The following is a 25,237-nucleotide window of genomic DNA, read 5'->3' as shown; positions in this document are numbered from 1 at the left end:
CCGGTCGCTCGGCCGGGCCTTTTCTTTGTCTGAAGGGCCTCCTACTTCGGTAGCGAGACGAAACTTACAGGAGAGACGATCATGGCCAGAGCTTGGCACCTCATGCAACGACCGAAGGGCAAGCCCACGCAGGCCGATGTGGCGCTGAAAGAGATCGACCTCCCCGAACTCTCCGACGGGATGATCCACGTGAAGAACGACTGGCTGTCGGTCGACCCCTACATGCGGGTGCGAATGGACGACCAGGAAGGCTATTTCGAGAAATTCGCGCTCGACGCGCCGATGGACGGGGGGGCGGTAGGAACAATCGTCGCTTCGAAGGCCGACGGCTATAGCGAGGGCGACAAGGTCCTCCATTTCGGCGGCTGGCGCGACGAGGCCGTCGTCCCGGCGAAAAGCGCCAACAAATTGCCGGACCTCGGCGTCGATCCCTTCCACTTCCTCTCCACGCTCGGTCTGACCGGGGGCACGGCCTGGTTCGGCCTGATGGACGTCGCGCAGGCAAAGCAAGGCGACACGGTCTTCGTCTCCGCTGCAGCCGGCGCGGTCGGCTCGACCGTAGTGCAGATCGCCAAGGCGAAAGGCATGACCGTTATCGGCTCTGCGGGCGGTGCGGAGAAATGCGCGTGGGTCGAGAGCCTCGGTGCGGACAGATGCGTCGACTACAAGGCCGCGCCGATCCTCAAGGGCGTGCACGGTGCGCTAAAGGACTTGGGCAAGAAAGGCCTCGACGTCTATTTCGACAATGTCGGACGCGATCATCTCGATGCCGCGCTGGCGCTCGCCAATCAGAATGCCCGCTTCGCGCTCTGCGGCGCGATCGACGCGGTCAATCACGAGGACCCCTACCCCTTCAGATATCTCGCGCTGGCGATCGGGAAGCGGCTCCGGCTCGAAGGCTTCATCTTCACCGACTACCAGGACCGTATGCCCGAATTCTACCAGCAGATGGTTCCGATGATCCAGTCGGGTGAGGTGAAGAGCCGCGAGACGGTGCGCGAAGGTCTGGACAGCACGTTCTATGCGTTCCTGGGTCTGTTCGAAGGCGCCAATACGGGCAAGATGCTGGTGAAACTGTAGGCGGAGCCTTTGAAAGCCGTCGCGGTTGTCGTTGCGGAGAAGCGTGGACACGGCGTCTGCGCGAAGGCTGATCGGCCCACCCCATGACTGAACGCATCCTGCCCGTCGCGATTATCGGCGCTGGTTTTTCCGGACTGATGGTGGCGGCTCAGCTCGCAAGGCGCGGCGTCGACAGCACGCTCGTCGATCCGCGCCCCATCCACGGACAGGGGGTCGCCTATTCGACGAGCGAGCGCGCGATGCTGCTCAACGTGCCCGCCCGAGGGATGTCGGCGTGGCCCGACCACCCCGAAGATTTCGTAGCCGACGAGGACCCCGCGCGTTTCGCCGCCCGGCAAGAGTATGGCGCCTATCTTGCCGCAATCCATGCCGCGGCGGTGGAAACCGGGCATGTTCGCTCGCTCCATCGCCGTTCGCACCGCATCGAGTGGATCGCCGATCGTTGGCGGATCCATCTTTCCGATGGGAGCACGCTCGATGCGCAGCACGTCGTGCTCGCGACGGGAAATGAACCACCCGATACGCCTTCATGGGCGCATGGCCTTGGCGATGCATTCATCGCCAACCCCTGGTCGAAAGCCGCGCGGACGGTGCTTCGCGACAAGACGACTTGCGATCTGCTGGTTCTCGGCAGCGGCCTCACGATGGTCGATGCGGCGCTGCTCTACGATGCCAGCGGGAAGCGCGGCCGGATGACGGTGCTGTCGCGGCGCGGGCAGATACCACGTGCACATGGTGCATCGCCTCCTGCGCCCGTCGAATACGACGATATTCCGCTAGAACGGATCAGCACGACGCTGCGATGGCTACGCAATCGGGCCGAGGTCTATGGATGGCGCGCTACCATCGACGCCCTGCGCCCCCATAGCGCCAGGATCTGGCAGCGGCTCGATGGGCGTCAGCGGCGTCGTTTCCTGCGCCACGCACTGCCATGGTGGAATGTCCATCGCCACCGCCTCGCGCCCGAGATTGCGAAGCGAATCGACCACATGCGGCGCGACGGGCGGATCGAGCTGATGGCCGGCCGCGTCTTGAGCGCGAAAAAGGCGGACGCCGGAGGGATCGAACTCGTCATCTCGCCGAAAGGTGCGTCATCGCAACTGCTGACGTTACGCGTCGATGCCATTATCAATGCGATCGGACCCAACGGTTCGATGGCCAACCTCTCCAATCCCCTGCTTCAACAGCTCGTTCTCGACGGGATCGTACCCATCGACGATCAAGGGATCGGCATTGCCGTCGACGAGGATCTCTCGGTCGCTGGTCAGCAAGGTCTATGGGCCCTAGGGCCGCCCACGCGTGGCACTTTCTGGGAAGCGACTGCCGTTCCCGACATCCGAGGCCAGGCGGAACGAATGGCCGAGACGTTGACCCGAAAACTGGCGCACTGACGGCGCGGGCGGGCGCGCCCTAGCCGGCGTAATCGCAGTCCGCGGGATTTCCGTTCGACAGCCCGCGGCGCAGCGCGTCCATGCGCTGGGCGCTGGTGCCGTGGGTGAAATTGTCGGGGCTGACGCGGCCCTTCGTGAGCGCATCGTCACCGATCGCGCTCGCCGCGCGCATGCCCTCTTCAAGATCGCCCGGCTCCATCGCGCCCGTTTGCGCGGCCCAGACGCCCGCGTAGCAATCCGCCTGCAATTCGACACCGACCTGCAGCTGGTTGCCCTGACTGCGGCTGACGCGCTGTTGTTGGCGCTGGACGTTCTGAAGCGTGCCTTCGAGGTTCTGCACATGATGTCCCACCTCGTGGGCAATCACGTAGCGCGATGCGAAGTCGCCGGGCGCGCCGAACTGCCGGGCGAGTTGATCGAAGAAATCGGGATCGATGTAGATGCGCTGGTCGCCGGGACAGTAGAAGGGCCCCATGACTTCTTGGCCATAGCCGCAAGCGGTCTGCGTGCCGCCCTCGTACGCCACCAGCTCGGGCTCGCGATAGGATCCGCCGGCACGCTGGAACAGGTCGCCCCAAACGTCATCGGTGCTTTCCAGCGTCCCGCGGAGCAGCGCCTGCTCGCTTTCGGTCAGGGTCGATTCTCCCGAGGAACTGGCCTGTTGGGAGCCGCCGCCACCGGTCAATCCGCCAAGCCCCCCCGACAAGGCGCAATAGCCAAGGCCGAGGATGAGCACGCCGACGATGCCGAATTTGTTGAATACGAAGCGCGCCAGGAGCGCGAAGATACCGCTCGACATGCCGCCGCCAAGACCGCCCCTGCCGCCACGTTGTCCGGTGCGGTCGATGAAATTGTCGCTGTCGCGGTCGCCGATGCGCATGTGTCTCGTTCCCCTGTTCGTTGCAGACCCCAAACGGTCGTCGAGCCCCGACGGTTGCATTGCGTGCGCCTCCGCCGCATTCCTGTCTCCAAAGGAGAAACTGCAAACATGGATTTGAAGGGCAAACGCGCGCTCGTCACCGGATCGACCTCGGGTATCGGACGCGCCATCGCGGAGGCCTTCGCCGATGCGGGCGCGGCGGTGATGATCAACGGCTTCGGCGATGCCGACGAGATCGAGAAACTGCGCGCCGATCTGGCGAAGCGCTCGGGTGTCGATGCGGTCTATTCGGACGCCGACCTCATGGACGCCGAGGCCATCGATGCGATGGTCGCGCAGTGCGTCGATGCGATCGGAAGCCCGCACATCCTCGTCAACAATGCCGGCATGCAGCATGTCGCTCCGGTCGCCGAATTCCCGGTCGAGAAATGGGACGCGATCATGGCGCTCAATCTCTCGGCGGTCTTCCATACGACCCGGCTCGTCGTGCCGATGATGCGGCAGAAGGGCTTCGGGCGCATCATCAATACCGCGAGCGCGCACAGTCTCGTCGCCTCGCCCAACAAGAGCGCCTATGTCGCCGCCAAGCATGGCGTCGCGGGCTTTTCCAAGACGGTCGCGCTGGAGACCGCCGAGGACGGCATCACGGTCAACTGCATCTCGCCCGGCTATGTCTGGACACCGCTCGTCGAGAAGCAAATTCCCGACACGATGAAGAGCCGCGGCCTGACGCGCGAGGAGGTCATGAACGACGTGCTGCTCAAGGCGCAGCCAACCAAGAAGTTCGTCACCGTCGAGGAAGTCGCCGCGCTGGCGCTCTTCCTCTCGCGCGCGGAAGCCGCCTCGATCACGGGGGCGAACATCAGCATGGATGGCGGCTGGACCGCGCAGTAGGAGCGTTCTTTCGATGAAGCAGGCCATGATCGCACCCCTAGCCCTGGCACTGGCTGCCTGTTCGACACTGCCGGGCACGCCAGCCGCCGACACGACGGGGGAAGACGGCTGGCGCGCGGCGGTGATGCAGGCCGATGCCGATCGACTTCGCACGACGCGTTCGACCTTTCTCGCGGCGATCGAGGAAGCCAAAGCGGCGGGGTACGATGGCGAGATCTCGGCGCTCGGCACTGTCGGCAATCCCGACGCGGCGCTGCCGCTCGGCGATTTGCCGACCGGCACTTTTCGCTGCCGCACGATCAAGCTTGGCACCATGAGCGGGGCAGGCACGCTTGCCTATGTGGACTATCCCTTTTTCCAGTGCCGCATCCGGCCCGAGGGAGAAGTGCACGGCTTCGCCAAGCTCACCGGATCGCAGCGGCAGGTGGGTCTCCTGTTTCCCGACGACGCCTATCGCGCCGTCTTTCTCGGCACGCTCGTGCTCGGCGACGAGGACCGCGCGATGCTGTACGGAGCCGACCCCCAGCGCGACGTGGTGGGCGCGTTCGAACGGATCGGCGCCAACGAATATCGCCTGCTGATTCCCGAACCCCGCTACGAATCCAAGCTCGATATCATCCATCTCATTGCGGAGTGACCATCATGCGCCTTGCCCTGTCCGCCCTCGCCCTGATCGTAGCCGCCCCTGCCCCGGCCTCCGCCCAAGCGCAGGACCGGCTGCGCACCGCGATCGGCGAAGACATGCCAGCGCTGCTCGACCATTACCGTCACCTCCACGCAAATCCGGAATTGTCGGGGCAGGAGCATGAAACCGCTTCCTACCTGGCCGACATCGCACGCGAACTCGGCTTCGAGGTGACCGAGAAGGTTGGCGGCACGGGTGTCGTCGCGGTGCTTGAGAATGGTAGCGGCCCCACGGTCATGCTGCGCGCCGACATGGACGGACTTCCGGTCGTCGAGGACACGGGCCTGTCGTTTGCCAGCACCGTTCGCGCCATCGCGCCCCAGTCGGGCGTGGAGACGGGCGTCATGCATGCTTGCGGCCACGATACGCACATGGCGAGTTGGGTCGGCACCGCCATGCAACTGGTGGAACGGCGTGCCGACTGGTCGGGAACGCTGGTAATGATACTCCAGCCCGCCGAAGAGACGGGAGAAGGTGCACGCGCCATGCTGGAAGACGGATTGTTCGAGCGCTTTCCCAAGCCCGACACGGTCATCGCCTTCCACGATGCCGCCGCCGGGCCTGCGGGCTTCGTCGGTGTGTCGCCGGGCTATGCCCTCGCCAATGTCGACAGCGTCGATATCACGTTGCGCGGCGTCGGGGGTCACGGCGCCTGCCCGCACACGACCAAGGACCCGATCGTCATCGCCAGCCGGATCGTGACCACGTTGCAGAGCATCGTCGCGCGCGAGATCGACCCGCAGGCGCCGGCCGTCATCACGGTCGGAAGTTTCCACGCGGGGGCCAAGCACAACATCATTTCCGACGAGGCCGAACTGCTGCTGACCGTGCGCAGCTATTCGCCCGAAGTGCGCGCCCAGCTTCTGTCCGCGATCGAGCGGATCGCCAAGGCCGAGGCGATGGCTGCGGGGGTGCCCGAGGACCGGATGCCCACCGTCACCGTGCGCGAGGAGGAATATACGCCCTCGACCTACAACAGCCCCGAGCTTGCGACACGCGCGCTGGCGCTCTTCGGCGAGCGGTTCGGCGCGCAGCGTGTCGCCGAGGTCCCGCCCGTCATGGGGGGCGAGGATTTCTCGCGCTATCGGCTCGCCGACGAGAGCATCGACAGCCTCATCTTCTGGGTTGGCGGACAGCCGCTGGAGAAATGGCAGGCCGCCGGCGGCGATCCATCAAAGCTTCCGAGCCTGCACAGCCCCTTCTGGGCGCCCGATGCCGAGGCCGTCATCTCGACCGCCACCGAAGCCCTGACCGCACTCGCGCTCGATCGCTTCGCCGCCAACTAGGCGCTCGCCGCATCGAGACGCTCGGACTGCTCTGCGCTCAGTTCCAGTGTCAGGCTTGCGAGCAGTTCGTCCAACTGCGTCAATGAGGTCGCACTCGCGATCGGCGCGGTGACCGTCGGCTGTGCGGCAAGCCACGCAAGTGCGATGGTTGCGGGCGATGCGCCGGTTTCCGACGAGATGGAATCGAGCGCCGCCAGAACCTCGAGTCCCTTGCCTTCCAGATAGCCGATGTTGCGTAAGCCGCGCGGCGACTTGTCGAGGTCGTCCTTGGTTCGATACTTGCCCGCCAGAAACCCGTTTGCGATCGAATAGTACGTAAAGACGCCGAGGCCGTGCCGCTCCGCTGCGCCGCGCAGGTCGTCCTCGTAGCGCGCCCGTTCGACAAGATTGTACCACGGCTGGAGCGCGACCGGCTTCGAGAGTCCGTTGGCCTCGGCCACCCGCATTGCCTCGTCGATCCGGTCGGCGGTGAAATTCGACAGGCCGACGCCGCCGATCTTGCCCGCCTGCACCAAGGCATCGAAGGCGCCCAGGCTGTCGGCCAGCGGCACGTCGGCATCGTCCTTGTGCATGTAATACAAATCGATCCGGTCGGTCCCCAGTCGCTCGAGCGAGGCGTCACACGCGGCCGCGATGACGTCGGGCTCGAGGCCTTCCATGAAACCGACCTTGCTGGCGATCACTACTTCGTCGCGTTTTCCCGAACGTTCGAGCCATTGGCCGATGACCCGCTCGCTTTCGCCGCCTTCATGCCCCGGCACCCAGGCCGAATAGCTGTCGGCGGTGTCGATCATCGACCCGCCTGCGGCCACGAACCGGTCGATGAGATCGAAGCTCGTGGACGCATCGGCCGTCCACCCGAAGACGTTTCCGCCCAGCGCCAGCGGCGCCATTTCCATATCGCTCGACCCGATCGCCCGCCGCTCCATCATCTTTCCTTCCGTTCACCCAATCTTTGTAAATTTCTCCGACACTGCCTCCATGTCGGCAATCCTTACACGACCAGTCTTGCGACGATGAACGCCCAGATCGCCTCGTGGAGCCATGCGGGGGCGGCTGCGCTGTTCGCGCTGCTGGTCGTCTGGCAACTCGTTCGCGCGCCGCGATCATCAGGCCAGCGCACCCTCATCGCGGCCTTCGCCCTGACGAGCCTGTGGGCCTGGTTCGAGCTGGCCTATCCGGGCGATCTCATCACCGATCTGGCAGAAACCTGCCGCAATCTCGTCTGGATCGGCCTGCTCCACAGCCTCGCCACCAGCGCGGAGGAGCGCGACCGGATGCGCGGGCTGACCCTCGTCTACGGCGCGGTCGCGGCGGTGCTTGGCATGTCGCTCGTCGCTGCGACCGTCCATTCGCTGACCGGCTATTTCGAGGACAACCCCGCGAGCCTGGCGGCGATCGCGCAAACGCAGCTCCTGCTGCGTATCCTCGCGGCCGCCGGCGGTCTCGTCCTCGTCCACAATTTCTACGGTCAGGCCGCGCCCGGCAGCCGCCCGACGATTCGCTACGCGATGATCGCGCTCGCCGGCCTGTGGTTCTACGACCTCAATCTTTACACCGTCGCCTATCTCTCCGAACCTCTCGGCGCCGCATTGCACGACTGGCGGGGCGTCGCCGTTGCGCTGGTCGCACCCTTGTTCGCCATCGGGGCGCGTTCGGAGGATGGCTGGCGGATCAAATTGTCGCGGGCGGCGACGTTCCAGTCGCTGTCGCTGCTGGGAATCTGCGCGTATTTCACGGTGATGGCGATCCTCGCCACGGTCTTGAAACCCGCGTCGAGCGACTGGGTCCAGACGCTTGCCGTTCTGCTGCTGACCGTCCTGACCGTGGCGGCGATGGCGATCCTCCCCAATCCGCGCGCGCGCGCTTGGGCCAAGGTCAAGGTCGCGAAACATTTCTTCGAACACCGTTACGACTATCGTCTCGAATGGCTTCGCTTCACCGATACGGTCGGCGGTGTCGGGTCGGAGCGCACCCCGCTCGGGACCCGCATCGTCATGGCTTTCGCCGAGATGCTCGACGCTCCGGGCGGTTATCTCATCGTCCGCGACGAGCACGACATGCTGCGCGGCGAAGCGCAGTGGAACTGGACGGGCGCGATCATCGACAGTCCCGATGCAATCACGCACGATAGCCAATGCGACTTTTGGGAACGCGTCGAGAACGATGCGCACATCCTCGAATTCGACGGATTGAGAGGCGGTTGGAACCGTAGCGGCACCGGCCTGCAGCCGCCCCCCGCCTGGCTGCTCGCCATCAAGGGGGCATGGGTCGGCGTGCCGCTGCTCCACGACCGCCATCTCGTCGGGCTCGTCGTCCTCGCCGCCCCCGAAGCGCGCCGTGCCCTCGACTGGGAAGACTTTGATCTACTGCGCACGGCCGGCCGGCAGGCGGCGAGTGCCTTGTCGGAAAATCTCAGCCAGGACGCGCTCGCAAAGGCGCAGCGCTTCGAGGAGTTCAACCGCCGGTTCGCGTTCATCATGCACGACATCAAGAATCTCGTGAGCCAGCTGTCGCTGCTGTCCCGAAACGCCGAACGCCACGCCGACAATCCCGAGTTCCGCGCCGACATGGTCGCCACATTGAAGGGCTCGGTCGAGAAAATGAACGACCTGCTCGCCCGCCTCGCGCCACAGGCGCAGACGAGGGGCCAGAAGGCGGAGCCCGTCCCAGTCGGCGAAATCCTTTCGTTCGTGCTCGCCGCCCGCCGCGGCGATCACGACTTGCGCCTCCTCGGCAATACCGACCGCTGGGCGATCGGCGATGCGCAGGCGCTCGAACAGGCGCTTGCCCACCTCGTCCAGAACGCCATCGACGCCAGCCCGCGCTCGGCCCCTGTCACCGTTCGGGTCGAGGGCAATGCACATGAAGTCGCCATCCACGTCATCGACACCGGCACGGGGATGGATCCCGACTTTCTGCGCACCCGCCTGTTCGAGCCCTTCGCCTCCACGAAAACCGACGGCTTCGGGATCGGCGCGTTCGAAGCGCGTGCGCTGATCGTCGGCATGGGCGGCCGCCTCGCGGTCGACAGCCAGCCCGGCAAGGGCACCCGCTTCACCGTCACCCTCGCGGCCGCCGAGCCGCTCTCCTTGAGGAAAACCGCATGACCAGATCGACGCTTCCCATCCTGCTCGTCGTCGAGGATGACGAGGGCCTGCAGCGCCAGCTGAAATGGGCGTACGAGGATTACGAAGTCGTCGCGGCCACCACGCGCGTGCAGGCAATCGAGCTCTTGCGCTTGCACGAGCCGGCGGTCGTCACGCTCGACCTCGGGCTGCCACCCGATCCCGACGGCACTACCGAGGGCTTTGCGACGCTGGAGGAAATCCACGCGTTAAAACCCGATACGAAGGTCATCGTGGCTTCGGGACATGGCGCGCACGAGAGCGCGCTCAAGGCCATCGCGCTGGGCGCCTACGATTTCTACCGCAAACCGGTAGACATTGATGAGCTCGGCCATATCGTGAAGCGGGCTTTCCAGCTGCATGAACTGGAAGCCGAGAACCGTCGTCTCGAAAACGAAGCCGGGTCGAGCCGGACCGTGCTGGGATCGATCGTCTCCGCCGCCCCCGAGATGCTAAAGGTCGCGCACACGATCGAGCGCGTTGCATCGGCCGATGTCTCCGTCATGCTGCTCGGCGCCAGCGGGACGGGCAAGGAACTGCTCGCGCGCGCCGTTCACGACCAGAGCCCGCGCAAGGCCGGTGAATTCGTCGCGCTGAATTGCGCCGCCATTCCCGAGAATCTGCTCGAAGCCGAACTGTTCGGGTTCGAGCGCGGTGCCTTCACCGGCGCGGTCAAGACGACGCCCGGCAAGATCGAACTGGCACAAGGCGGAACGCTCTTCCTCGACGAGGTCGGCGACATTCCCCTGCCCCTCCAGGTCAAGCTGCTCCGCTTCCTGCAGGAGCGCGTCATCGAGCGGATCGGCGGGCGAAAGCCGATCAATGTCGACACGCGCATCGTCTGCGCTACCCACCGCGACCTCGACGCCATGACCGCCGACGGCAGCTTTCGCGAAGACCTCTATTACCGGCTGGCGGAAATCGTCGTCCCCATCCCGCCCCTGGCACAACGCACAGGAGACGCCGTCCTCCTCGCGCGTCACTTCGTCAATCGCTACGCCAAGAACCTTGGTCGCAACCTGTCCGGCCTGTCGCCCGATGCGGTCGAAGCGGTCGACTCATACGCTTGGCCCGGCAACGTGCGCGAGCTGGAAAACCGCGTCAAACGCGCGGTCATCATGGCCGACGGCAAGCTGGTTACGGCAGGTGACCTCGACCTTCAGGGCGGTGCCGATCCGGACAGCGAAGTCTCGTCCATCAACCTTCGCGCCGCGCGCGAAATCGCCGACCGCAAGGCCATCCACCAAGCGCTGACGCGCACCGAGAACAACATCTCGGGCGCCGCGAAGCTGCTCGGCATCAGCCGCCCGACGCTCTACGATTTGATGAAGGCGTACAAGCTTAGCGCCTAGTCGTCAGCGGATCCTCGAGGGCCTGCTTCGTCAGAATGACCGGCGTCCCACTTGTCGGTAACGGGGCCACTTACGATAAGGAGCAGCAGAACGATGACCGTCATCAGGGCGGCAAGCCAGATCTCTCCCAGACCACAGGTGAGCCCGATGGCACCGGCGGCCCAAATGGCGGCTGCAGAGCCTGCACCCTGAACGAAATTTCCCTGCCGGAACATCGCCCCCGCGCCCAGGAAACCGATGCCCGTTATAACGCCCTCGATGACCCTTGTGGGGTCAATCTGGGAATTGGGGTCGGATGCGGTTTGCAGCAATTCCATCGATGCGATGAGCAGTCCGCACGCACCCACCGAAATGATGACGAACGGGCGAAAATCGATCGGTTTGTCGCGGACGAACCGTTCGATGCCGATGAGCAGGGGAAGGAACGTTGCCGCGGCGATCCTGATGAGAACGTCGGACCAGTCCATCGTGTCGGGCGTGAAGAGCGAAGTCATACAACTGTAACAACGAAAGTTCGCGCGGGTTGCGTCCTACCCCAGCCCCTCGGCCATCTCCGCCACTTCGAGCCAGCGTTCCTCCGCTGCCTCCTTCTCGCCACGCCGTTGTTCGAGCAACGCGCTGAGCTTGGCGAAGCGGTCGGGGTCGCGCGTGAACAGGTCGGGGTCGGCCATCGCGGCTTCCGCCTTCTCGATCTCGCGCTCCAGCCGCTCGATCTCGGCGGGCAGGCGGTCGAAGTCGCGCTGGTCCTTGTAGCTGAGCTTCGTCGGCGCGGTGGAGGGTGCTTCTTCCTTGGCGGCCTCCGGCTTGGCCTTCTTCGCTCCCGATTTGCGATCCTTGCGCCGCTTTGCCCAGTCCTCATAGCCGCCCGCGACGACATCGACCGTCCCCGAGCCGTCGAGCCCCAGCGTGATCGTCACCGTGCGGTCGAGAAAGTCGCGGTCGTGGCTGACCAGGAGCACCGTTCCCTGATAGTCGGCGATCACTTCCTGCAGGAGGTCGAGCGTCTCCATGTCGAGATCGTTGGTCGGCTCGTCGAGGACCAGCAGGTTCGATTCCCGCGCAAACTCGCGCGCCAGCAGCAGTCGGTGCCGCTCGCCGCCCGAAAGCGTTCCGATCAGCGCCTCGCTCAATTCCGGATCGAACAGGAATTCCTTGAGATAGCCCTTGATGTGCCGCTTGTGCCCGCGCACCTCGATCCAGTCCCCGCCCTCGGCGAGAATGTCGCGCACCTTCTTCTGCGGATCGAGCAGTTTGCGCTGCTGGTCGACGATGATGCCCGACAACGTCTTGGCCTGATCGACCTTTCCCTCGTCGGGCTCGAGTTCTCCCGTCAGCAGCTTTAGCAGCGTCGTCTTCCCCGCGCCGTTCGCCCCCACGATGCCGATCCGGTCGCCGCGCTGGATGGTGAGCGTGAAATCCCTGATGATCGTGCGGTCCCCGAAGGACTTCGAAACGCCTTCGGCATCGATGACGACCTTGGATTTCACCTCGTCCTGGGCCAGCCCCAGCGCACTCGTGCCCTGCATCCCGATCATCGCCGCGCGCTGCGCGCGCAGTTCGAACAGCTGGCGGAGCCGACCCTGGTTGCGCTTGCGCCGTGCGGTCACACCCTTGTGCAGCCACTCGGTTTCCTGGCGCAATTTCTCGTCGAGCTTCTCGAGCCGCCGCCGGTCCTCCTCGAGCACTTCCTCGGTCCACTTGTCGAAACCGCCATAACCGATCTCGGCACGCCTGAGCGTTCGCCGGTCGAGCCAGATGCAGCTCGTCGTCAGCCGCTTCAGGAACGAGCGGTCGTGGCTGATCGCGATGAAGGCGCCGTTATAGCGCGACAGCCATTGCTCGAGCCATTCGATCGCGCCCAGATCGAGATGGTTGGTCGGCTCGTCGAGCAGCAGGAGATCGGGTTCGCTTGCCAGCGCCCGGCTCAGCGCCGCGCGGCGCCGTTCGCCCCCGCTCGCGGTCTTCGCCTCGCGTTCGAGATCGATCCCCATCTGGTCGGCGATAGCCTCGATCGCGTGCTGCGGGGGTGCATCGTCGCCCGACACCGCCCAATCGATGAGCCGTTCGTGACCCTTCATGTCGGGATCCTGCTCGAGCCAGACGATGTTCACGCCGGGCATGACCGTACGGCTTCCGCCGTCGAGTTCGACATCGCCGACCAGCGTGCGGAACAGAGTCGTCTTGCCCGCTCCGTTGCGCCCGATCAGCGCGAGACGGTCCTTCGGGCCGACATGGAGCGTGAGATCTTCGAACAGAACGCCGTCACCATGGTGCAGCTTGACGTCCTCGAGGCTGAGAATCGGTGGTGCCATATTGCCACAGCGCCTAGCCAAAGCGCGGCCATGCGTCACCTTTTCCTTTCTGAACCGCAATAGGGCTGCGCATTCATAGGCTATTCAAAGGTGCGGACGTAGAAAGCGGATACAGAAAAGAGATTGATTTCATGCGTTTGCGTCTTCGCCTTCTCGCCGTCATCGGTACGGCCACCCTCATCGCCGCCCCTGCGGCGGGGTTGCCGTCTTTCGCCCAGTTGCAGGACCAGGACGCCCAGCCGCGTCCCGATCCCGACGAGCGGCAAGGCCGCACTTCGCTCTCCCGCGACCAAGACCGCGCTTTCGACCGCGCCCGCTCCGGCCGCGCCCTCCCCCTGTCGATGATCGAGCGCCAGATCGTGCCGCGCATGCGCGGGTTCGAATATCTCGGACCCGAAGCGCGCGGAGACGTCTATCGCTTTAAGTTTCTGCGCGATGGCCGGTTGCACTGGATCGACGTCGACCAGCGCTCGGGCCGCGTCGTCGATACCTCCTCGCGCCGCTAGCGGACTGCAACCGTTCATGCCATGACGGGTTGATGGCGAAACGAACGGCCAGAAAGCTAGGAACCCGATGCGCATCCTGATTGTCGAAGACGAACCCAACCTCGGTCAGCAATTGCGCTCGACGCTGGAGGGGGCCGGCTATGCCGTCGATCTTTCCACCGACGGGATCGACGGCCATTTCCTCGGCGAAACCGAAAGTTACGACGCGGTCGTCCTCGACCTCGGACTGCCCGAGATGGACGGCCTCACCATCCTGAACAAATGGCGCAAGGCCGAGCGCGACATGCCCGTTCTCGTGCTGACCGCACGCGACAGCTGGTCCGACAAGGTCGCGGGGCTCGACGCTGGCGCCGACGACTATCTCGCCAAGCCCTTCCAGTCCGAAGAACTGATCGCCCGCCTGCGCGCGCTCATCCGTCGTTCCGCGGGCCACGCGTCGAGCGTCCTGGAAGCGGGCGACATTCGCCTCGACACCCGTTCGGGCAAGGTGACCAAGGAAGGCGAGCCGGTCAAACTCACCGCGCAGGAATACAAGCTCCTGTCCTACCTCATGCACCACAAGGGCAAGGTGGTCAGCCGTACCGAGTTGATCGAGCATATCTACGACCAGGACTTCGACCGCGATTCGAACACCATCGAGGTGTTCGTGACCCGGATCCGCAAGAAGCTGGGCGCCGAGACGATCACCACCATTCGCGGGCTTGGCTACAGCCTCGAGGACCCCGAGGACCGTGTCGAGGGATGACCCTGCCCCCTCGGTGACGCCTCCCGCGCTCAAGTCCGAGCAACGCCGCGAATCGCTGACCCGCCGCATGATCGGCATCGCGTTCCTGTGGATCGCGGTGCTGCTCGCGGGCGGCGGATTCGCGCTCGACCGCATCCTCACGCGCTCGATCGTCAACAATTTTGACTCGCAACTGGAGGACGTTCTCGACGCGCTTATCGCCTCGTCTGAGATCGACCCATTCGGCGACCTCGTCCTGTTGCGCGAACCCGCCGACCAGCGTTTTCTCGAGATTTACTCCGGTCGCTACTTCCAGATCGCGGCCAACGGCGAAGTGGATTTCCGTTCGCGCTCGCTTTGGGACCGCCAGCTCGATCCGAGCGTTCGCCACGACGATCTGGACATTCATTTCCGCAACAGTTTCGAGATCGAGGGCGAGCCGCTCCGTGTCGCCGAGCGCGACATCATCCTGCCCGAAAGCGAGACGCGCTGGCGCTACCAGGTCGCCGAGAGCCGCGACCAGCTCGACATGCAGATCGAGGAATTGCGCTCGACGCTCACCTGGTCCTTTGCGGTTCTCGGGCTTGGCTTGCTGGTCATGGCCGCCTTGCAAACCATCTACGGACTATGGCCGCTGCGCCGCGTCGCGCAGGAAGTCGTCGCCATCCGCACTGCGCGCCGTGAGCGTATCGACACCGATTTCCCGCGCGAGATCACGCCGCTGGTCGACGAGATCAACGAATTGCTCGCCCATAACGAGGCGCAGGCCGAGGAAGCGCGGCGACACGCCGGCAATCTTGCCCATGCCCTGAAGACCCCGCTGACCGTCATCACCAATGCCGCCACCGCCGAGGACGCGGAGCTCAACGACATCGTCTGCCGCGAAGCGAGCGTGATGCGCCGCCAGGTCGACCATCATCTCGCGCGTGCCCGCGCCATCGGTCGCCGTGCCAGCGCGCAGGCGCGCGCCAACGTGGCCGAAAGCCTCGACACGATCGAGCGCGCGGTCACCCGCCTCTATGACGGCGTCACGGTCGATGTGGCGGGAGACCGCGATGTCTGCGTCCGCGTCGAGCGGCAGGATCTCGACGAAATGCTCGGCAATCTCGTCGAGAATGCCGCAAAATACGGCGGCGGCCGCGTTTTCGTCACGATCGAACATTCGGCGCCCATGGTGGACATTCTCATCGAGGATGACGGCAGCGGAATTCCCGAGACGGAGCGCGATGCCATCTTCGCGCGTGGGGCGCGGCTCGATACCACCGGCAAACCCGGCACCGGCCTCGGCCTCGCGATCGTTCGCGACGTGGCGCAGATCTACGGCGGGGACGTCGCCCTGTCCGAAAGCGAGGACCTGGGCGGGTTGCTCGCGCGTCTGTCGCTCCCCGCCGCGGCCCTTTCCGTCTCGCCGGCGAACGGCTAGGGGATCGCTCCACGATGACCAGCAACGTCACCCCGATGCGCGAGCGCGCCGCCCCCTCGCTGCAAACCATGCTCAGCCTCGTTGCAGAGGAGATGAACGGCGTCAACGCAATCATCCTCGACCGGATGCAATCCAAGGTCGCGCTGATTCCCGAGCTAGCGGGCCACCTGATCGCAGGCGGCGGCAAGCGGCTGCGCCCGATGCTCACGTTGGCCGCCGCCCGGCTGCTCGACTATCCCGGCACGCGTCATCACAAACTCGCCGCCGCGGTCGAATTCATCCACACCGCGACCCTGCTCCACGACGATGTCGTCGACGGCTCGGCGATGCGCCGCGGCAAGACCGCCGCCAACCTCATCTACGGCAATCCCGCGAGCGTATTGGTTGGCGATTTTCTCTTCTCGCGCGCCTTCGAACTGATGGTCGAGGACGGCAGCCTCAAGGTCCTGAAGATCCTCAGCAACGCCAGTGCCGTCATCGCCGAGGGCGAGGTCGACCAGCTCACCGCCCAGCGTCAGATCGCGACCGGCGAGGACGAATATCTGCGGATCATCGGCGCCAAGACCGCAGCGCTCTTCGCCGCCGCCTGCCAGGTGTCGCCGGTCGTCGCCGAAGCGGGCGATGCGGCGGAATCGGCGCTTGAAGCCTATGGCCGCAACCTCGGCATAGCCTTCCAGCTCGTCGACGATGCGATCGACTATTCCTCCGACGGCGCGACGATGGGCAAGGATCTCGGCGATGACTTCCGCGACGGCAAGATGACGCTGCCCGTCATCCTCGCCCATGCGCGCGGGTCGGCCGACGATCGCGCCTTCTGGAAATCCGCCATGCAGGGCGATCGTTCGAGCGACGAGGATCTCGCCCATGCCGTGGCCCTGATGCGCCAGACCAATGCGCTCGACGACACGCTCGAGAGCGCTCGGGGCTATGCGCGCCGCGCGATCGACGCCTTGTCCATCTTCCCCGCCTCCGCTGCGCACCGCGCGATGGTCGAGGCCGCCGAATTCGCCGTCGCCCGCGCCTACTGATTTTTCGCTCCGTTTCGGATGATCGGTTTGCAAGCGGCGAACCCGTTGGCCGTTAGCGACGGACCCATGCATTTGCCTTCGCTCGCACGCGTCGCGTCCGGCGGTGCCGATCGCTCGCTTCGCCGATATCCTGATCGCCGAGGATCCTGTCGCCGCGACCGAAAAGCTTGGTATCGAGGAAGTGCGCCGCCGCCTGTTGCGCCGTCAGGCCGCGCTTGCTTCGTGCGCGCCGATGGGCGATCCGCGTGGGCGATGCTGCCCGTCGATGCCATTCTGCCCGAGCTGAAGGCCGCACTTGCGGACTCGGCAGAAGCGCTGCTGATCGCACCGCCCGGCGCGGGCAAGACGACCCGTGTTGCCCCCGCGCTGCTCGATGAACGCTGGTGCGAGGGCGAAATTCTTGTCCTCGTCCCCCGCCGCCTCGCCGCGCGTGCCGCTGCCGACTATATGGCGCGCGAACAAGACGAGCGCGCCGGCCAGACCGTCGGCTATGCCACCCGGCTCGACAGTCGGCCGGGCAAACGCATCACTGTCATGACCCACGGCGTCTTTCTCGCGCGCCTGCAGTCCACGCCCGATCTGCCCGGCGTCTCCGCCGTTCTTTTCGATGAAGTCCATGAGCGCAGCCTCGACAACGACCTGGCGCTCGCCCTCGCGCTCGAAGCCCGCGCGGCTCTTCGCGAGGATCTGCGCCTTTGCCTCATGTCGGCAACGCTCGACGTCTCGGCCTTGCGGCCACTACTTCCCGATGCACCGCTGCTCGAGAGCGAGGGCACGTCCTACCCGCTGGCGATCGAGCATATCGGCCGCGACCCCGCCCGGCCCATCGAGCCACAGGTCGCCGCCGCCGTCCGCGCCGCGCTCGCGCAGCACGAGGGCTCCCTTCTCGCCTTCCTCCCTGGCGTCCGCGAGATCGAGAGGACCGCCGATGCGCTCGGGCCCCTGCCCGACGACTGTATCCTTCATCGCCTCCACGGCAACATCGACCCCGCCGCCCAGCGCGCCGCGCTCGCGCCGCCGCCGCCGGGCAAACGGAAGGTCGTACTTTCCAGCGCCATCGCCGAGACCAGCGTTACCGTGAGCGACGTGCGGATCGTCGTCGATGGCGGCCTCGCCCGCCGGCCCCGGTTCGATCTCGGCGCCGGGCTTACCCGCCTCGTGACCGAGCGCGCCAGCCGCGCCGCCATCACGCAGCGCGCGGGCCGGGCGGCCCGGCAGGCGCCGGGCATAGCGATCAGGCTCTGGGAAGCGGCTGCCGAAGCCGCGCTCCCGGCGCACGACCCGCCCGAGATCGTCCAAGCCGATCTCGCGCCCTTGCTGCTCGCAAGTCATCAATGGGGCGAGCGCGACCCGACCCGTCTTCCCTTCGCGACGCCGCCGCCATCGGCTGCGCTCGACGCCGCGACCTCGCTTCTGACGGACCTCGGCGCGCTCGATGGCGGTCGTCTCACCGATCATGGCCGCGCCATCGCTGTCCTCCCGCTCGAACCACGCCTCGCGCACATGCTTCTCGCCGCGGCGGATGCAGGCTTTGCCGGCGATGCGGCGCTGGCCGCCATCCTGCTCGGCGAGCGCGGCCTCGGCGGTCGCGGCGAAGATCTCGAACAGCGCGCCGGTCGCGCCCTCGCCGACCGCAGCCCACGCGCAAAAAAGGCGCTCGACCTTGCCCGCTCCTGGGCGCGGCGCGTCGATCGCGCGTCGCCGCCGCTTGCCGCAAAACGCATCGCCCACGCCATCGCGCTCGCCTTTCCCGACCGTATCGCGCGCCGCCGCTCTGCCTCTGGCGAGCGCTGGCAGTCGGTCGGCGGACGAGGGTTCACGCTCGATCCCGCGAGCCCTCTTGCCGGTGCCGACTGGCTGGCCGTCGGCGAAGTCGCGGGCGCGGCGGCGGGGGCCCGCATCCTCTCCGCCGCCGCCATCGAGGAAGAGGATGTCATTACCCTGTTCGCCGATCGCATCGCGCAGACGAGCGATCTCGCCTTCGACCGCGACAGCCGCTCGGTCCGCGCTCGGCGCGTCCGCCGGCTCGGCGCGATCCAGCTTGCGAGCGCGCCCGATCCAGACCCCGATGCAGACGCCGTCGCCGCGGCCCTGCTGGCCGCCGTCCACACACACGGCCTGAACATTCTGGGGCCCGCCCCTGCGTTCGACGCGCTACGAAGACGCGCCGCCTACGCCCGCGCCGCCGACCCCTCGCTCCCCGATCTGACCGAACCCGCGCTCCTCGCCCGCGCCGAGGAATGGCTCGCGCCCCTACTCATCGGCAACCGGCGCTTCGCGGACGTCGATCTCGCTCCCGCGCTCGACCTGCTCGTCGACTATGCCGATCGCAAACGCATCGATGCCCTCGCACCCGCAAGCTTCACCAGCCCCGCCGGAACCAGCCACGCCATCGACTATGCCGCCGACGACGCGCCCTCGGTCGAGGTGCGCGCGCAGGCGCTCTACGGTCTCACCGCGCATCCGATGATCGGGACCACGCCGCTTCTCCTGAAGCTCACCAGTCCGGCAGGGCGCCCGATCCAGGCAACCCGCGACCTGCCGGGCTTCTGGCAAGGCAGTTGGGCCGAGGTCGTAAAGGACATGCGCGGGCGCTACCCCAAGCACGACTGGCCCGACGATCCCGCCACCGCCCGCGCGGACCTTCGCACCAAGCGCGCACGCGGGAATTGACACCGCCGCGCCCCCGCGCCAAATCGCGGACATGACCACCGCGCGCATCATCGAGGAAGTCCGCAAGACCACCCAGTCGGGCAAGGCGCAGGCCGGCCGCTGGCTTTTGATGTTCGAGCGCGAGCAGAAGATGGTCCCCGATCCGCTTACCGGATGGGCCGGCTCGGGCGATACGGATACGCAGGTGCGCCTCACCTTCCCGACGCTGGAAGCCGCGCAGCGCTATTGCGATGAAAAGGGTATCGCCCATCATGTCGTCAAGGCGCCGCCGCAGCGGCTCAAGCTCCAGGCCTACGCCGACAATTTCAGATAGGGACGCGGCCCACCGCATCCGTCCTTGACCCCCTGCCAGCTTCGTCCATGATGGAAGGCGCCGAAGCTAGGGGGACAACTGCTACCGCATCGGATCGAAATGGTTCTGGGCACCCGCCCCGAGGCCATCAAACTCGCCCCCGTCGCCCGCGCGCTCGACGCCGCCGGACTCAGCCTTCGGATCATCCACACGGGGCAGCATCCCGCCGCCGATTGGCAGCGCGAACTGTTTGGCGGGCTTCCCATCCATTCGCTCGGCGAACAACCGTGCGGCGACCCCTTTTCCTATGTCGGGCGCGTGGCCACCAAATTGCGTCACCGTCGCGACCGACGACCCGCGCTCGTCATGGTGCAGGGCGACACCGCCTAGGCTTATGCGGGCGCGCGCTACGCCGTCCACGGCGCTCTGCCGCTCGCCCACGTCGAAGCCGGCCTGAGGAGCTTCGACCGACGCAATCCCTGGCCGGAGGAAGATTTCCGTATCGCCATCGACCGGGCTTCGGCCCTGCTGTTCGCACCCACGCCCCTCGCCGCCGATCATCTGCGCGCGGAGCGCCTCGGCGGCGTCATTCACGTCACCGGCAACAGCGGCATCGATACACTGCTCGAGACGCTCCACACGCTCCCGCCCGTCCGCAGGCCGAGGCCTTGGACGCGCCGCGAGGGCCACATTCTCGTCACCTGCCATCGCCGCGAACATTGGGGCGAACCGCTCGATCATGTCATGGGGGCATTGCGCCGTCTCGCGGTCGACCACGGGCGCCAGATACAGGTGGTCATGCATCCCAACCCCGAGGTACAGCGACGATGGCGCGCATGTCTCGGCGATGAGAAACGCATCCGCCTTCTTGGACCATTGGAGCATCGCACGATGCTGATCGCGATGCGCGCCGCCGACCTCATTCTGTCCGACTCGGGCGGAATGCAGGAGGAAGCGCCGTATCTGCGGACCCCGCTATTCATTCTTCGCCAGGCCACCGAACGGCCCGAAGGGATCGCCACCGGCAATCTCAAGCTGGTCGGCACCGATGCCGACGCCATCGTCGCGGCAGTCGAACATTTCCATGCAAGTCCGCTCGCGCGATTCATGATGCGCCGACGCGCGGCGCCTTACGGTCGCGGCGACACCGGACAGCGCATCGCCGCCATCACAGCCGATTGGCTCACCGCACGGCTCCAGTCGGTCGCGACTGCGAATGATGACGAGCGCCGTTTGCGCGCACGCTTCGTCGCGCGCTTTCGGCATCATACCACGAAGCGTTTCTAGTGCGGATCCAGGGCCATTCGGGGGCTCCTCCCCGACAGCAGTGCCATCAGCACTCCGCTACGTGAATTCACCTGCAATCGGTCCAATACCGCCTCGCAATGCCGCCGGACGGTGTTCGGACTGATGTCGAGAACGCGTGCAATTTCCTTGTCCGACAGGCCCATGGCCAGATGCTCCGCGACCTCCGACTGGCGCTGCGAAAGCCCTGCCCGAGACCCTAGCTGCAGCAAATCGGCATCGCTGTCCGTAAGGTCGATCAGAAGCTCCGTGCCCCGAAGATCGGGGAGGTTCGGGCCCTGAAGCCGCAGACGTCGCCCACTGCTCGAGCCAACGTCGTCATCATCCCAGGCCTGCGCGGCAGCCGACGCACTTTGCGCGTAGATTTCGCCGTCATTGGCTCTGAGAATGGCCGGATAGGGAAACAGGCGCACGAGATCAAGGAAGGTCTCGCGGTCGAAACTCATCTCGTACAACCGTTCGAAAGCGGAGACGAAGACGGGATGCAGCAGATGAAATTTGGCAACCGTATGGTCGTTGCGATAATTGGGATCGTCCGGCCCATCGTAGCAGAAAACCATGATCGCCTCGCCCACGGGCAATCGCGCCGTCATGCCGATCACGTGGCTGGCGCCTGCCGGAGCGAAGATCTTTGTGAACCACGGCTCTTCGCGCTCCTTGTCTCCGTACAATTCCCAGTCCGGCGCGACATGACTTCCGATCGCGCGTCGATGGCGGTTGATCTGCTCGTACTCGGCGTCGCGCATCAGGAAGTATCCTTCTTCGTCGATACCAAGATAATTGTCGCGGATCTGCTGTTCGATCTGCGGACCAATTCGATGCGGAACGAACACGAGCTGACCATCGAACCAGTTCCCCGACCATGCTGCTTTGGCGCCGAAGAAGTCGGTGCAAAGCTCAAGGATGTGACGAATGGCAGCGATTGATCGATCGCGCGGCAGGTCCAGCAGGCGCGTCTGAATCGTCGTGAATAATTCGAGCTCGCGGTCCGCCAGTTCCATCGCGCCTACTCCTGTCCGCCCAAGCATAGGGCAAATGCCCTATTTCGCAAAATTCCGCGATTTTTCATCATGCTGCGTATCGAAACGGGGAGACAGACGATGCAATCCACCATCATTTATCTGGCCGGTGCGGCACTCACGCTTCCGACAGTCGCCAACGCACAGGACAAGGGACCCTACGTCGGCGTCGATATCGGATATGCGGTGTCGCCCGACCTCGACGTCGCCACCGACACGACCCGCGACGACCCGGGCCATATCTTCCTGACGGACGGAGAACAGCTCTCGGCAGTCGCCGGATACGATTTCGGAGGATTCAGGCTCGAGGCCGAGGCGGGCTGGTCGGATGTCGGTGTGGACGGTTCTCAAGCCCCCCAGAATGATCCGGTGGGATTGGGGACATACTGGGAAGCCGAAGGCTCTATCAAGACACGCCGCTTGATGATCAACGGTCTTGCCGATTTCGGCGGAGCGGGTGGTATCGGGGGCTTCGTGGGAGCCGGCATCGGCGTCGCCGACATGGACCTTTACGTCCGGAACCTGCCGTTCGATCAACCGATCTTCGACGATGGCAATGGCGGCCTTGCGTGGCAGGTGACTGGCGGCGTCGCGATACCGATCGCCAATCGCGTCGGGCTGGTCGCGCGCTATCGCTTCCTCAACGCACCCGACGCCGCTTTCACCAACTTCTTCGGTCGCGAGGAAAGCGACACCTACCGGATGCATAGCCTCTCGGCGGGCGTGCAATTCGGTTTCTGACCACTCGCCGACAAGGAGACGCTCGCATGAAATTGACCCTATTGATGGCGGCAATGGCAGGCCTTGCCTTCGTGCCGACCGGGGCCTTCGCACAGGAATATCCCACGCGCGAACCTGGCACCGGCGCCCCGCCGATCATCGAATTCTGCGATGCCGCGGAACCCGACAGCAATGCGCGTCGCGGCAAATGCATCGGATTCTTCAACATGGAGGAACGCTTCGCTCCATGTCGCTACCTCGCCGACTTCGGCCTTCTCGATCTCTACGGCTACGCAAGTTTCGGCGAATGCGTCGCCGACACGGCAACGCTCGACGATGTGATCGAAGACTGATGCAGAGCGGGCTCAGCCGCCGGCGGGGCCCGCCGACCCTTGCGGCATCGTCTTGATGTAGACATCGCGCTGCGGGAAGGGGATTTCGATCCCTTCTTCCTTAAAGCGCCACCAGATCGCCTTCAGAACGGCCGAACGCACGTTCCCGACGCCTTCTTCGGGGTCCATGATCCAGGCCTGGATCTCGAAATTGACGCTATTGTCGCCGAATTCCTTGAGCCACACATTGGGCTTCGGGCTTTCGAGCACGCGCCCGCAGGCGACGGTACATTCGATGAGAATGTCCTCGACCTGTTTCAAGTCGCTCGAATAGCTGACCCCGACGGGAATCTGGATGCGCACGTTGCGGCTCGAATAGGACCAGTTCTCGACCGGTTCGGTCATCAGCAGCTCGTTCGGGATGAGATGCTCCTTCCCGTCGCGCGTGATGACGCTCACCGCGCGCGTGCCGATCTTGCTGATCGCCCCGAAGCTCTCGCCCACCACGATGACATCGCCCGGTTTGACCGAGCGATCCATCAACAGGATGATCCCCGCGATCAGATTGCCGAAGGTCTTCTGAAGCCCGAAGCCGACCGCAAGCCCGACCGCGCCCGAGAAAATCGCCAGCGAGGACAGGTCGAAACCGACAAGATCGATCCCGATGAAGAAGGCGACCGCGAGGACGAAGATCGTCGCGAGCTTCTCCATCAACAGGCTTTGCGCCGGATCGAGGCGGTTGGCGCGGCGGATGACGCGCTTGAGCATCCACAAGACGAGCTTGGCGCCGATGAAGAGGAAAACGGCGATGACCACGATGGTCAGCACGTCGAGGACGCTGACGCGATAGGTGCCGACGACGAGCGCGATCTCGTCGAGACTTTGCCCGATACGGACGGTCGTATCGACCGCGCCTTCCGCGACGCCCTCGGCGAGATCTTCGGCTTGTTGCTGTGCCATTGCGGCGAACCCTAGCCCGATGTGGCGCGCAAAGTCGAACCCCCAGGCGCGCTATCTAGAGAATATAATTGACCCGCACGTGGTGGACGCTCTTGCCCGCAGGAAGGGTGAAGCGGACGTCTTCGGCGCGTGGTGGCCCCATGCGGATCGCGGGATTGTTCGAGAAACCGAATCCCTCGCGCGGCATGCCGAGCGACTTCTTCATCTTCCCGTCGCCATTTTCGTCATGCATCAGCAAGAGCGACCATTCGCCGGCGCTCAGTCCCGTGACCTCGACCTTTCCGGCGTCGCGAAACGCGGGAACCGACACTTTGACGGACTTGGGATCCTCACGGCAGTCGAGAAATTCATCGACGTTCCGCGTCATGCAGATGCGCAGTTTGCCATGGTCGTTCCGTACGTTGGAGACGTCGACCGTCAGGCTAGCGTTCCGAGCCGAGGCTGCAGACGGGGGCGCGCTCATGGCCGATGCCGGTGCGGCGAGCAGCAAGACGCTCGTCGCGATCGCGAAGCGGAACGGCGAAGTCCCCGAGACCCTTGTCGGTCCCGCAAAGGCGGTCCCAGAAGCGGAAGTATAAGCCATAATTGCACCGATATTTCTGATGATGAAGTTCGTGATGACTGGCGGTAATCAAGTGCCGCCCGAGCGGCCCGTGTACCCACCATTTCGGAAAGATTTCCCAGCCCATGTGATTGGTCACGCCCATGAAGGTCATGACGAAAAGCACGAAGCCCAGCGCGTAGAGGTGGATGGGAACGAGGAAGACGAGCAGCGGAATGACGATCGCGCCGGTCAATGCTTCCCACGGGTGGAAGCTCATCGCCGCCCAGGCGGTCGGTGGGCGGCTGGCATGGTGGACGGCGTGGGCGCGCTTGAACAACGGGGGCCAGTGCATGGCGCGATGGCTCCAGTAGAACCATGTATCATGCGCGAAGAGATAGACGAAGATGCTGACCGGCACCCACCACAAGGGCATCGCGCCCGCATCCTCGTAGATGCGCGTCCAGCCGTATTGGTCCCACCCCCAGGCGACGATGCCCGCCGGCACGCCGTAGATGGCGGCGCTGGCTAGCGACCAGAAAATCTCGGAGCGCACCTGCCGGCCCTGCCCGGCAAGCCGTCCCGGGAAGCGCCGCGCCGTCCACGCGGCGAAGAAGCCGCTGGTGGCGAAATAGCGCACCGCCACGATGAGCGTCATCGCGGCTGCGGACAGGATGATGGCACTCACCATGGCCGCCTCATGCCA

The 25,237-nt window shown here is 65.2% G+C and carries 25 protein-coding genes; 17 read left to right on the top strand and 8 right to left on the bottom strand.

Translation table 11 applies throughout. The annotated features are described in order from the left end of the window. The first annotated feature begins 81 nt into the window (after positions 1 to 81). Positions 82 to 1,080: an NADP-dependent oxidoreductase gene (locus tag WJS89_RS10860; RefSeq protein ID WP_346340955.1), complete on the top strand. Its 999-nt coding sequence runs from the start codon at positions 82 to 84 to the stop codon at positions 1,078 to 1,080. Positions 1,081 to 1,163: 83 nt separating this feature from the next. Beyond that, on the top strand, positions 1,164 to 2,471 hold the full coding sequence (locus tag WJS89_RS10855; RefSeq protein ID WP_346340954.1) for an FAD/NAD(P)-binding protein: 1,308 nt from the start codon (positions 1,164 to 1,166) through the stop codon (positions 2,469 to 2,471). A gap of 19 nt (positions 2,472 to 2,490) precedes the next feature. Here the strand turns inward: WJS89_RS10855 and ypfJ are convergent, their stop codons facing one another. After that, positions 2,491 to 3,351, bottom strand: a complete 861-nt coding sequence (gene ypfJ / locus WJS89_RS10850) for a KPN_02809 family neutral zinc metallopeptidase (protein WP_346340953.1) — start codon at positions 3,349 to 3,351, stop codon at positions 2,491 to 2,493. 108 nt (positions 3,352 to 3,459) lie between these two features. Here ypfJ and WJS89_RS10845 point away from each other — a divergent pair, with 108 nt between their 5' ends. From WJS89_RS10845 to WJS89_RS10835, 3 genes are read left to right on the top strand one after another with little or no spacing between them, the layout of a single operon-like run. Continuing rightward, positions 3,460 to 4,245: a 3-hydroxybutyrate dehydrogenase gene (locus WJS89_RS10845; protein WP_346340952.1), complete on the top strand. Its 786-nt coding sequence runs from the start codon at positions 3,460 to 3,462 to the stop codon at positions 4,243 to 4,245. Between the two features lie 13 nt (positions 4,246 to 4,258). Continuing rightward, entirely contained in the window at positions 4,259 to 4,882 is a 624-nt protein-coding gene (locus WJS89_RS10840; RefSeq protein ID WP_346340951.1) for a DUF4893 domain-containing protein, read from the top strand. Positions 4,883 to 4,887: 5 nt separating this feature from the next. Then, the gene (locus WJS89_RS10835; protein WP_346340950.1) at positions 4,888 to 6,216 is read left to right on the top strand and encodes a M20 metallopeptidase family protein; all 1,329 of its coding nucleotides are present in this window, start codon (positions 4,888 to 4,890) and stop codon (positions 6,214 to 6,216) included. Here the strand turns inward: WJS89_RS10835 and WJS89_RS10830 are convergent. Continuing rightward, positions 6,213 to 7,148: an aldo/keto reductase gene (locus WJS89_RS10830; RefSeq protein ID WP_346340949.1), complete on the bottom strand. Its 936-nt coding sequence runs from the start codon at positions 7,146 to 7,148 to the stop codon at positions 6,213 to 6,215. The genes WJS89_RS10835 and WJS89_RS10830 overlap by 4 nt on opposite strands. An 84-nt stretch (positions 7,149 to 7,232) precedes the next feature. Between WJS89_RS10830 and prsK the strand changes: the two genes are divergently transcribed. Both prsK and prsR read left to right on the top strand, forming a co-directional pair. After that, entirely contained in the window at positions 7,233 to 9,326 is a 2,094-nt protein-coding gene (gene prsK / locus WJS89_RS10825; protein WP_346340948.1) for an XrtA/PEP-CTERM system histidine kinase PrsK, read from the top strand. Continuing rightward, complete coding sequence (gene prsR, locus WJS89_RS10820) at positions 9,323 to 10,696, top strand: PEP-CTERM-box response regulator transcription factor (protein WP_346340947.1); 1,374 nt, start codon at positions 9,323 to 9,325, stop codon at positions 10,694 to 10,696. Before prsK ends, prsR begins: the two co-directional genes overlap by 4 nt. Here the strand turns inward: prsR and WJS89_RS10815 are convergent. Next, positions 10,693 to 11,190 carry an MgtC/SapB family protein gene (locus tag WJS89_RS10815; RefSeq protein ID WP_346340946.1) on the bottom strand — a complete coding sequence of 166 codons (498 nt, stop codon included), beginning with the start codon at positions 11,188 to 11,190 and terminating at the stop codon, positions 10,693 to 10,695. The genes prsR and WJS89_RS10815 overlap by 4 nt on opposite strands. A gap of 36 nt (positions 11,191 to 11,226) precedes the next feature. Then, the gene (locus WJS89_RS10810; protein WP_346340945.1) at positions 11,227 to 13,008 is read right to left on the bottom strand and encodes an ABC-F family ATP-binding cassette domain-containing protein; all 1,782 of its coding nucleotides are present in this window, start codon (positions 13,006 to 13,008) and stop codon (positions 11,227 to 11,229) included. Between the two features lie 131 nt (positions 13,009 to 13,139). Here WJS89_RS10810 and WJS89_RS10805 point away from each other — a divergent pair, with 131 nt between their 5' ends. The 8 genes from WJS89_RS10805 to wecB all read left to right on the top strand — a co-directional run bounded on the left by WJS89_RS10805 (position 13,140) and on the right by wecB (position 20,941). Beyond that, positions 13,140 to 13,514: a hypothetical protein gene (locus WJS89_RS10805; protein ID WP_346340944.1), complete on the top strand. Its 375-nt coding sequence runs from the start codon at positions 13,140 to 13,142 to the stop codon at positions 13,512 to 13,514. Positions 13,515 to 13,581: 67 nt separating this feature from the next. Continuing rightward, positions 13,582 to 14,259, top strand: coding sequence for a response regulator transcription factor (locus WJS89_RS10800; RefSeq protein WP_346340943.1), 678 nt, complete (start codon positions 13,582 to 13,584; stop codon positions 14,257 to 14,259). A gap of 67 nt (positions 14,260 to 14,326) precedes the next feature. After that, positions 14,327 to 15,661: an ATP-binding protein gene (locus WJS89_RS10795; RefSeq protein WP_346341209.1), complete on the top strand. Its 1,335-nt coding sequence runs from the start codon at positions 14,327 to 14,329 to the stop codon at positions 15,659 to 15,661. A 14-nt stretch (positions 15,662 to 15,675) separates the two neighbouring features. Beyond that, positions 15,676 to 16,689: a polyprenyl synthetase family protein gene (locus tag WJS89_RS10790; protein WP_346340942.1), complete on the top strand. Its 1,014-nt coding sequence runs from the start codon at positions 15,676 to 15,678 to the stop codon at positions 16,687 to 16,689. Positions 16,690 to 16,792: 103 nt separating this feature from the next. Continuing rightward, entirely contained in the window at positions 16,793 to 16,975 is a 183-nt protein-coding gene (locus WJS89_RS10785; RefSeq protein WP_346340941.1) for a hypothetical protein, read from the top strand. Next, positions 16,942 to 19,362, top strand: a complete 2,421-nt coding sequence (gene hrpB / locus WJS89_RS10780; protein ID WP_346340940.1) for an ATP-dependent helicase HrpB — start codon at positions 16,942 to 16,944, stop codon at positions 19,360 to 19,362. The genes WJS89_RS10785 and hrpB overlap by 34 nt, the downstream gene beginning before the upstream one ends. Before the next feature lie 31 nt (positions 19,363 to 19,393). After that, on the top strand, positions 19,394 to 19,675 hold the full coding sequence (locus WJS89_RS10775; RefSeq protein ID WP_346340939.1) for an NADH dehydrogenase ubiquinone Fe-S protein 4: 282 nt from the start codon (positions 19,394 to 19,396) through the stop codon (positions 19,673 to 19,675). Between the two features lie 405 nt (positions 19,676 to 20,080). Beyond that, a complete protein-coding gene (gene wecB, locus WJS89_RS10770; RefSeq protein ID WP_346341208.1) occupies positions 20,081 to 20,941 on the top strand; it encodes a non-hydrolyzing UDP-N-acetylglucosamine 2-epimerase in 861 nt (286 codons plus the stop codon). Here wecB and WJS89_RS10765 read toward each other — a convergent pair. Next, a complete protein-coding gene (locus WJS89_RS10765; RefSeq protein ID WP_346340938.1) occupies positions 20,938 to 21,960 on the bottom strand; it encodes a helix-turn-helix transcriptional regulator in 1,023 nt (340 codons plus the stop codon). The genes wecB and WJS89_RS10765 overlap by 4 nt on opposite strands. 99 nt (positions 21,961 to 22,059) lie before the next feature. Here WJS89_RS10765 and WJS89_RS10760 point away from each other — a divergent pair, with 99 nt between their 5' ends. Beyond that, positions 22,060 to 22,719 (top strand): outer membrane protein, encoded by a 660-nt coding sequence (locus WJS89_RS10760; RefSeq protein WP_346340937.1) that lies wholly within the window; start codon positions 22,060 to 22,062, stop codon positions 22,717 to 22,719. Positions 22,720 to 22,745: 26 nt separating this feature from the next. Next, a complete protein-coding gene (locus tag WJS89_RS10755; RefSeq protein WP_346340936.1) occupies positions 22,746 to 23,051 on the top strand; it encodes a hypothetical protein in 306 nt (101 codons plus the stop codon). A gap of 12 nt (positions 23,052 to 23,063) precedes the next feature. Here the strand turns inward: WJS89_RS10755 and WJS89_RS10750 are convergent, their stop codons facing one another. From WJS89_RS10750 to WJS89_RS10740, 3 genes are read right to left on the bottom strand one after another with little or no spacing between them, the layout of a single operon-like run. Beyond that, entirely contained in the window at positions 23,064 to 23,990 is a 927-nt protein-coding gene (locus tag WJS89_RS10750) for a mechanosensitive ion channel family protein (protein WP_346340935.1), read from the bottom strand. Positions 23,991 to 24,045: 55 nt separating this feature from the next. Then, positions 24,046 to 24,453, bottom strand: coding sequence for a DUF2141 domain-containing protein (locus tag WJS89_RS10745; protein WP_346340934.1), 408 nt, complete (start codon positions 24,451 to 24,453; stop codon positions 24,046 to 24,048). Continuing rightward, positions 24,413 to 25,222 carry a sterol desaturase family protein gene (locus WJS89_RS10740; protein WP_346340933.1) on the bottom strand — a complete coding sequence of 270 codons (810 nt, stop codon included), beginning with the start codon at positions 25,220 to 25,222 and terminating at the stop codon, positions 24,413 to 24,415. Before WJS89_RS10740 ends, WJS89_RS10745 begins: the two co-directional genes overlap by 41 nt. Positions 25,223 to 25,237 lie beyond the last annotated feature (15 nt).

Origin of the sequence: Sphingomicrobium aquimarinum (assembly GCF_039655735.1) — a bacterium.
GTDB classification, from domain to species: Bacteria; Pseudomonadota; Alphaproteobacteria; order Sphingomonadales; family Sphingomonadaceae; genus Sphingomicrobium; species Sphingomicrobium aquimarinum.
This window is presented reverse-complemented; position numbering and strand designations above follow the sequence as displayed.

Coding starts and splice junctions, on each gene's coding strand:
- WJS89_RS10860 (WP_346340955.1), top strand. CDS start 82: ATGGCCAGAGCTTGGCACCTCATGCAACGACCGAAGGGCAAGCCCACG.
- WJS89_RS10855 (WP_346340954.1), top strand. CDS start 1,164: ATGACTGAACGCATCCTGCCCGTCGCGATTATCGGCGCTGGTTTTTCC.
- ypfJ (WP_346340953.1), bottom strand. CDS start 3,351: ATGCGCATCGGCGACCGCGACAGCGACAATTTCATCGACCGCACCGGA.
- WJS89_RS10845 (WP_346340952.1), top strand. CDS start 3,460: ATGGATTTGAAGGGCAAACGCGCGCTCGTCACCGGATCGACCTCGGGT.
- WJS89_RS10840 (WP_346340951.1), top strand. CDS start 4,259: ATGAAGCAGGCCATGATCGCACCCCTAGCCCTGGCACTGGCTGCCTGT.
- WJS89_RS10835 (WP_346340950.1), top strand. CDS start 4,888: ATGCGCCTTGCCCTGTCCGCCCTCGCCCTGATCGTAGCCGCCCCTGCC.
- WJS89_RS10830 (WP_346340949.1), bottom strand. CDS start 7,148: ATGATGGAGCGGCGGGCGATCGGGTCGAGCGATATGGAAATGGCGCCG.
- prsK (WP_346340948.1), top strand. CDS start 7,233: ATGAACGCCCAGATCGCCTCGTGGAGCCATGCGGGGGCGGCTGCGCTG.
- prsR (WP_346340947.1), top strand. CDS start 9,323: ATGACCAGATCGACGCTTCCCATCCTGCTCGTCGTCGAGGATGACGAG.
- WJS89_RS10815 (WP_346340946.1), bottom strand. CDS start 11,190: ATGACTTCGCTCTTCACGCCCGACACGATGGACTGGTCCGACGTTCTC.
- WJS89_RS10810 (WP_346340945.1), bottom strand. CDS start 13,008: ATGGCACCACCGATTCTCAGCCTCGAGGACGTCAAGCTGCACCATGGT.
- WJS89_RS10805 (WP_346340944.1), top strand. CDS start 13,140: ATGCGTTTGCGTCTTCGCCTTCTCGCCGTCATCGGTACGGCCACCCTC.
- WJS89_RS10800 (WP_346340943.1), top strand. CDS start 13,582: ATGCGCATCCTGATTGTCGAAGACGAACCCAACCTCGGTCAGCAATTG.
- WJS89_RS10795 (WP_346341209.1), top strand. CDS start 14,327: ATGATCGGCATCGCGTTCCTGTGGATCGCGGTGCTGCTCGCGGGCGGC.
- WJS89_RS10790 (WP_346340942.1), top strand. CDS start 15,676: ATGACCAGCAACGTCACCCCGATGCGCGAGCGCGCCGCCCCCTCGCTG.
- hrpB (WP_346340940.1), top strand. CDS start 16,942: ATGCTGCCCGTCGATGCCATTCTGCCCGAGCTGAAGGCCGCACTTGCG.
- WJS89_RS10775 (WP_346340939.1), top strand. CDS start 19,394: ATGACCACCGCGCGCATCATCGAGGAAGTCCGCAAGACCACCCAGTCG.
- WJS89_RS10765 (WP_346340938.1), bottom strand. CDS start 21,960: ATGGAACTGGCGGACCGCGAGCTCGAATTATTCACGACGATTCAGACG.
- WJS89_RS10760 (WP_346340937.1), top strand. CDS start 22,060: ATGCAATCCACCATCATTTATCTGGCCGGTGCGGCACTCACGCTTCCG.
- WJS89_RS10755 (WP_346340936.1), top strand. CDS start 22,746: ATGAAATTGACCCTATTGATGGCGGCAATGGCAGGCCTTGCCTTCGTG.
- WJS89_RS10750 (WP_346340935.1), bottom strand. CDS start 23,990: ATGGCACAGCAACAAGCCGAAGATCTCGCCGAGGGCGTCGCGGAAGGC.
- WJS89_RS10745 (WP_346340934.1), bottom strand. CDS start 24,453: ATGAGCGCGCCCCCGTCTGCAGCCTCGGCTCGGAACGCTAGCCTGACG.
- WJS89_RS10740 (WP_346340933.1), bottom strand. CDS start 25,222: ATGGTGAGTGCCATCATCCTGTCCGCAGCCGCGATGACGCTCATCGTG.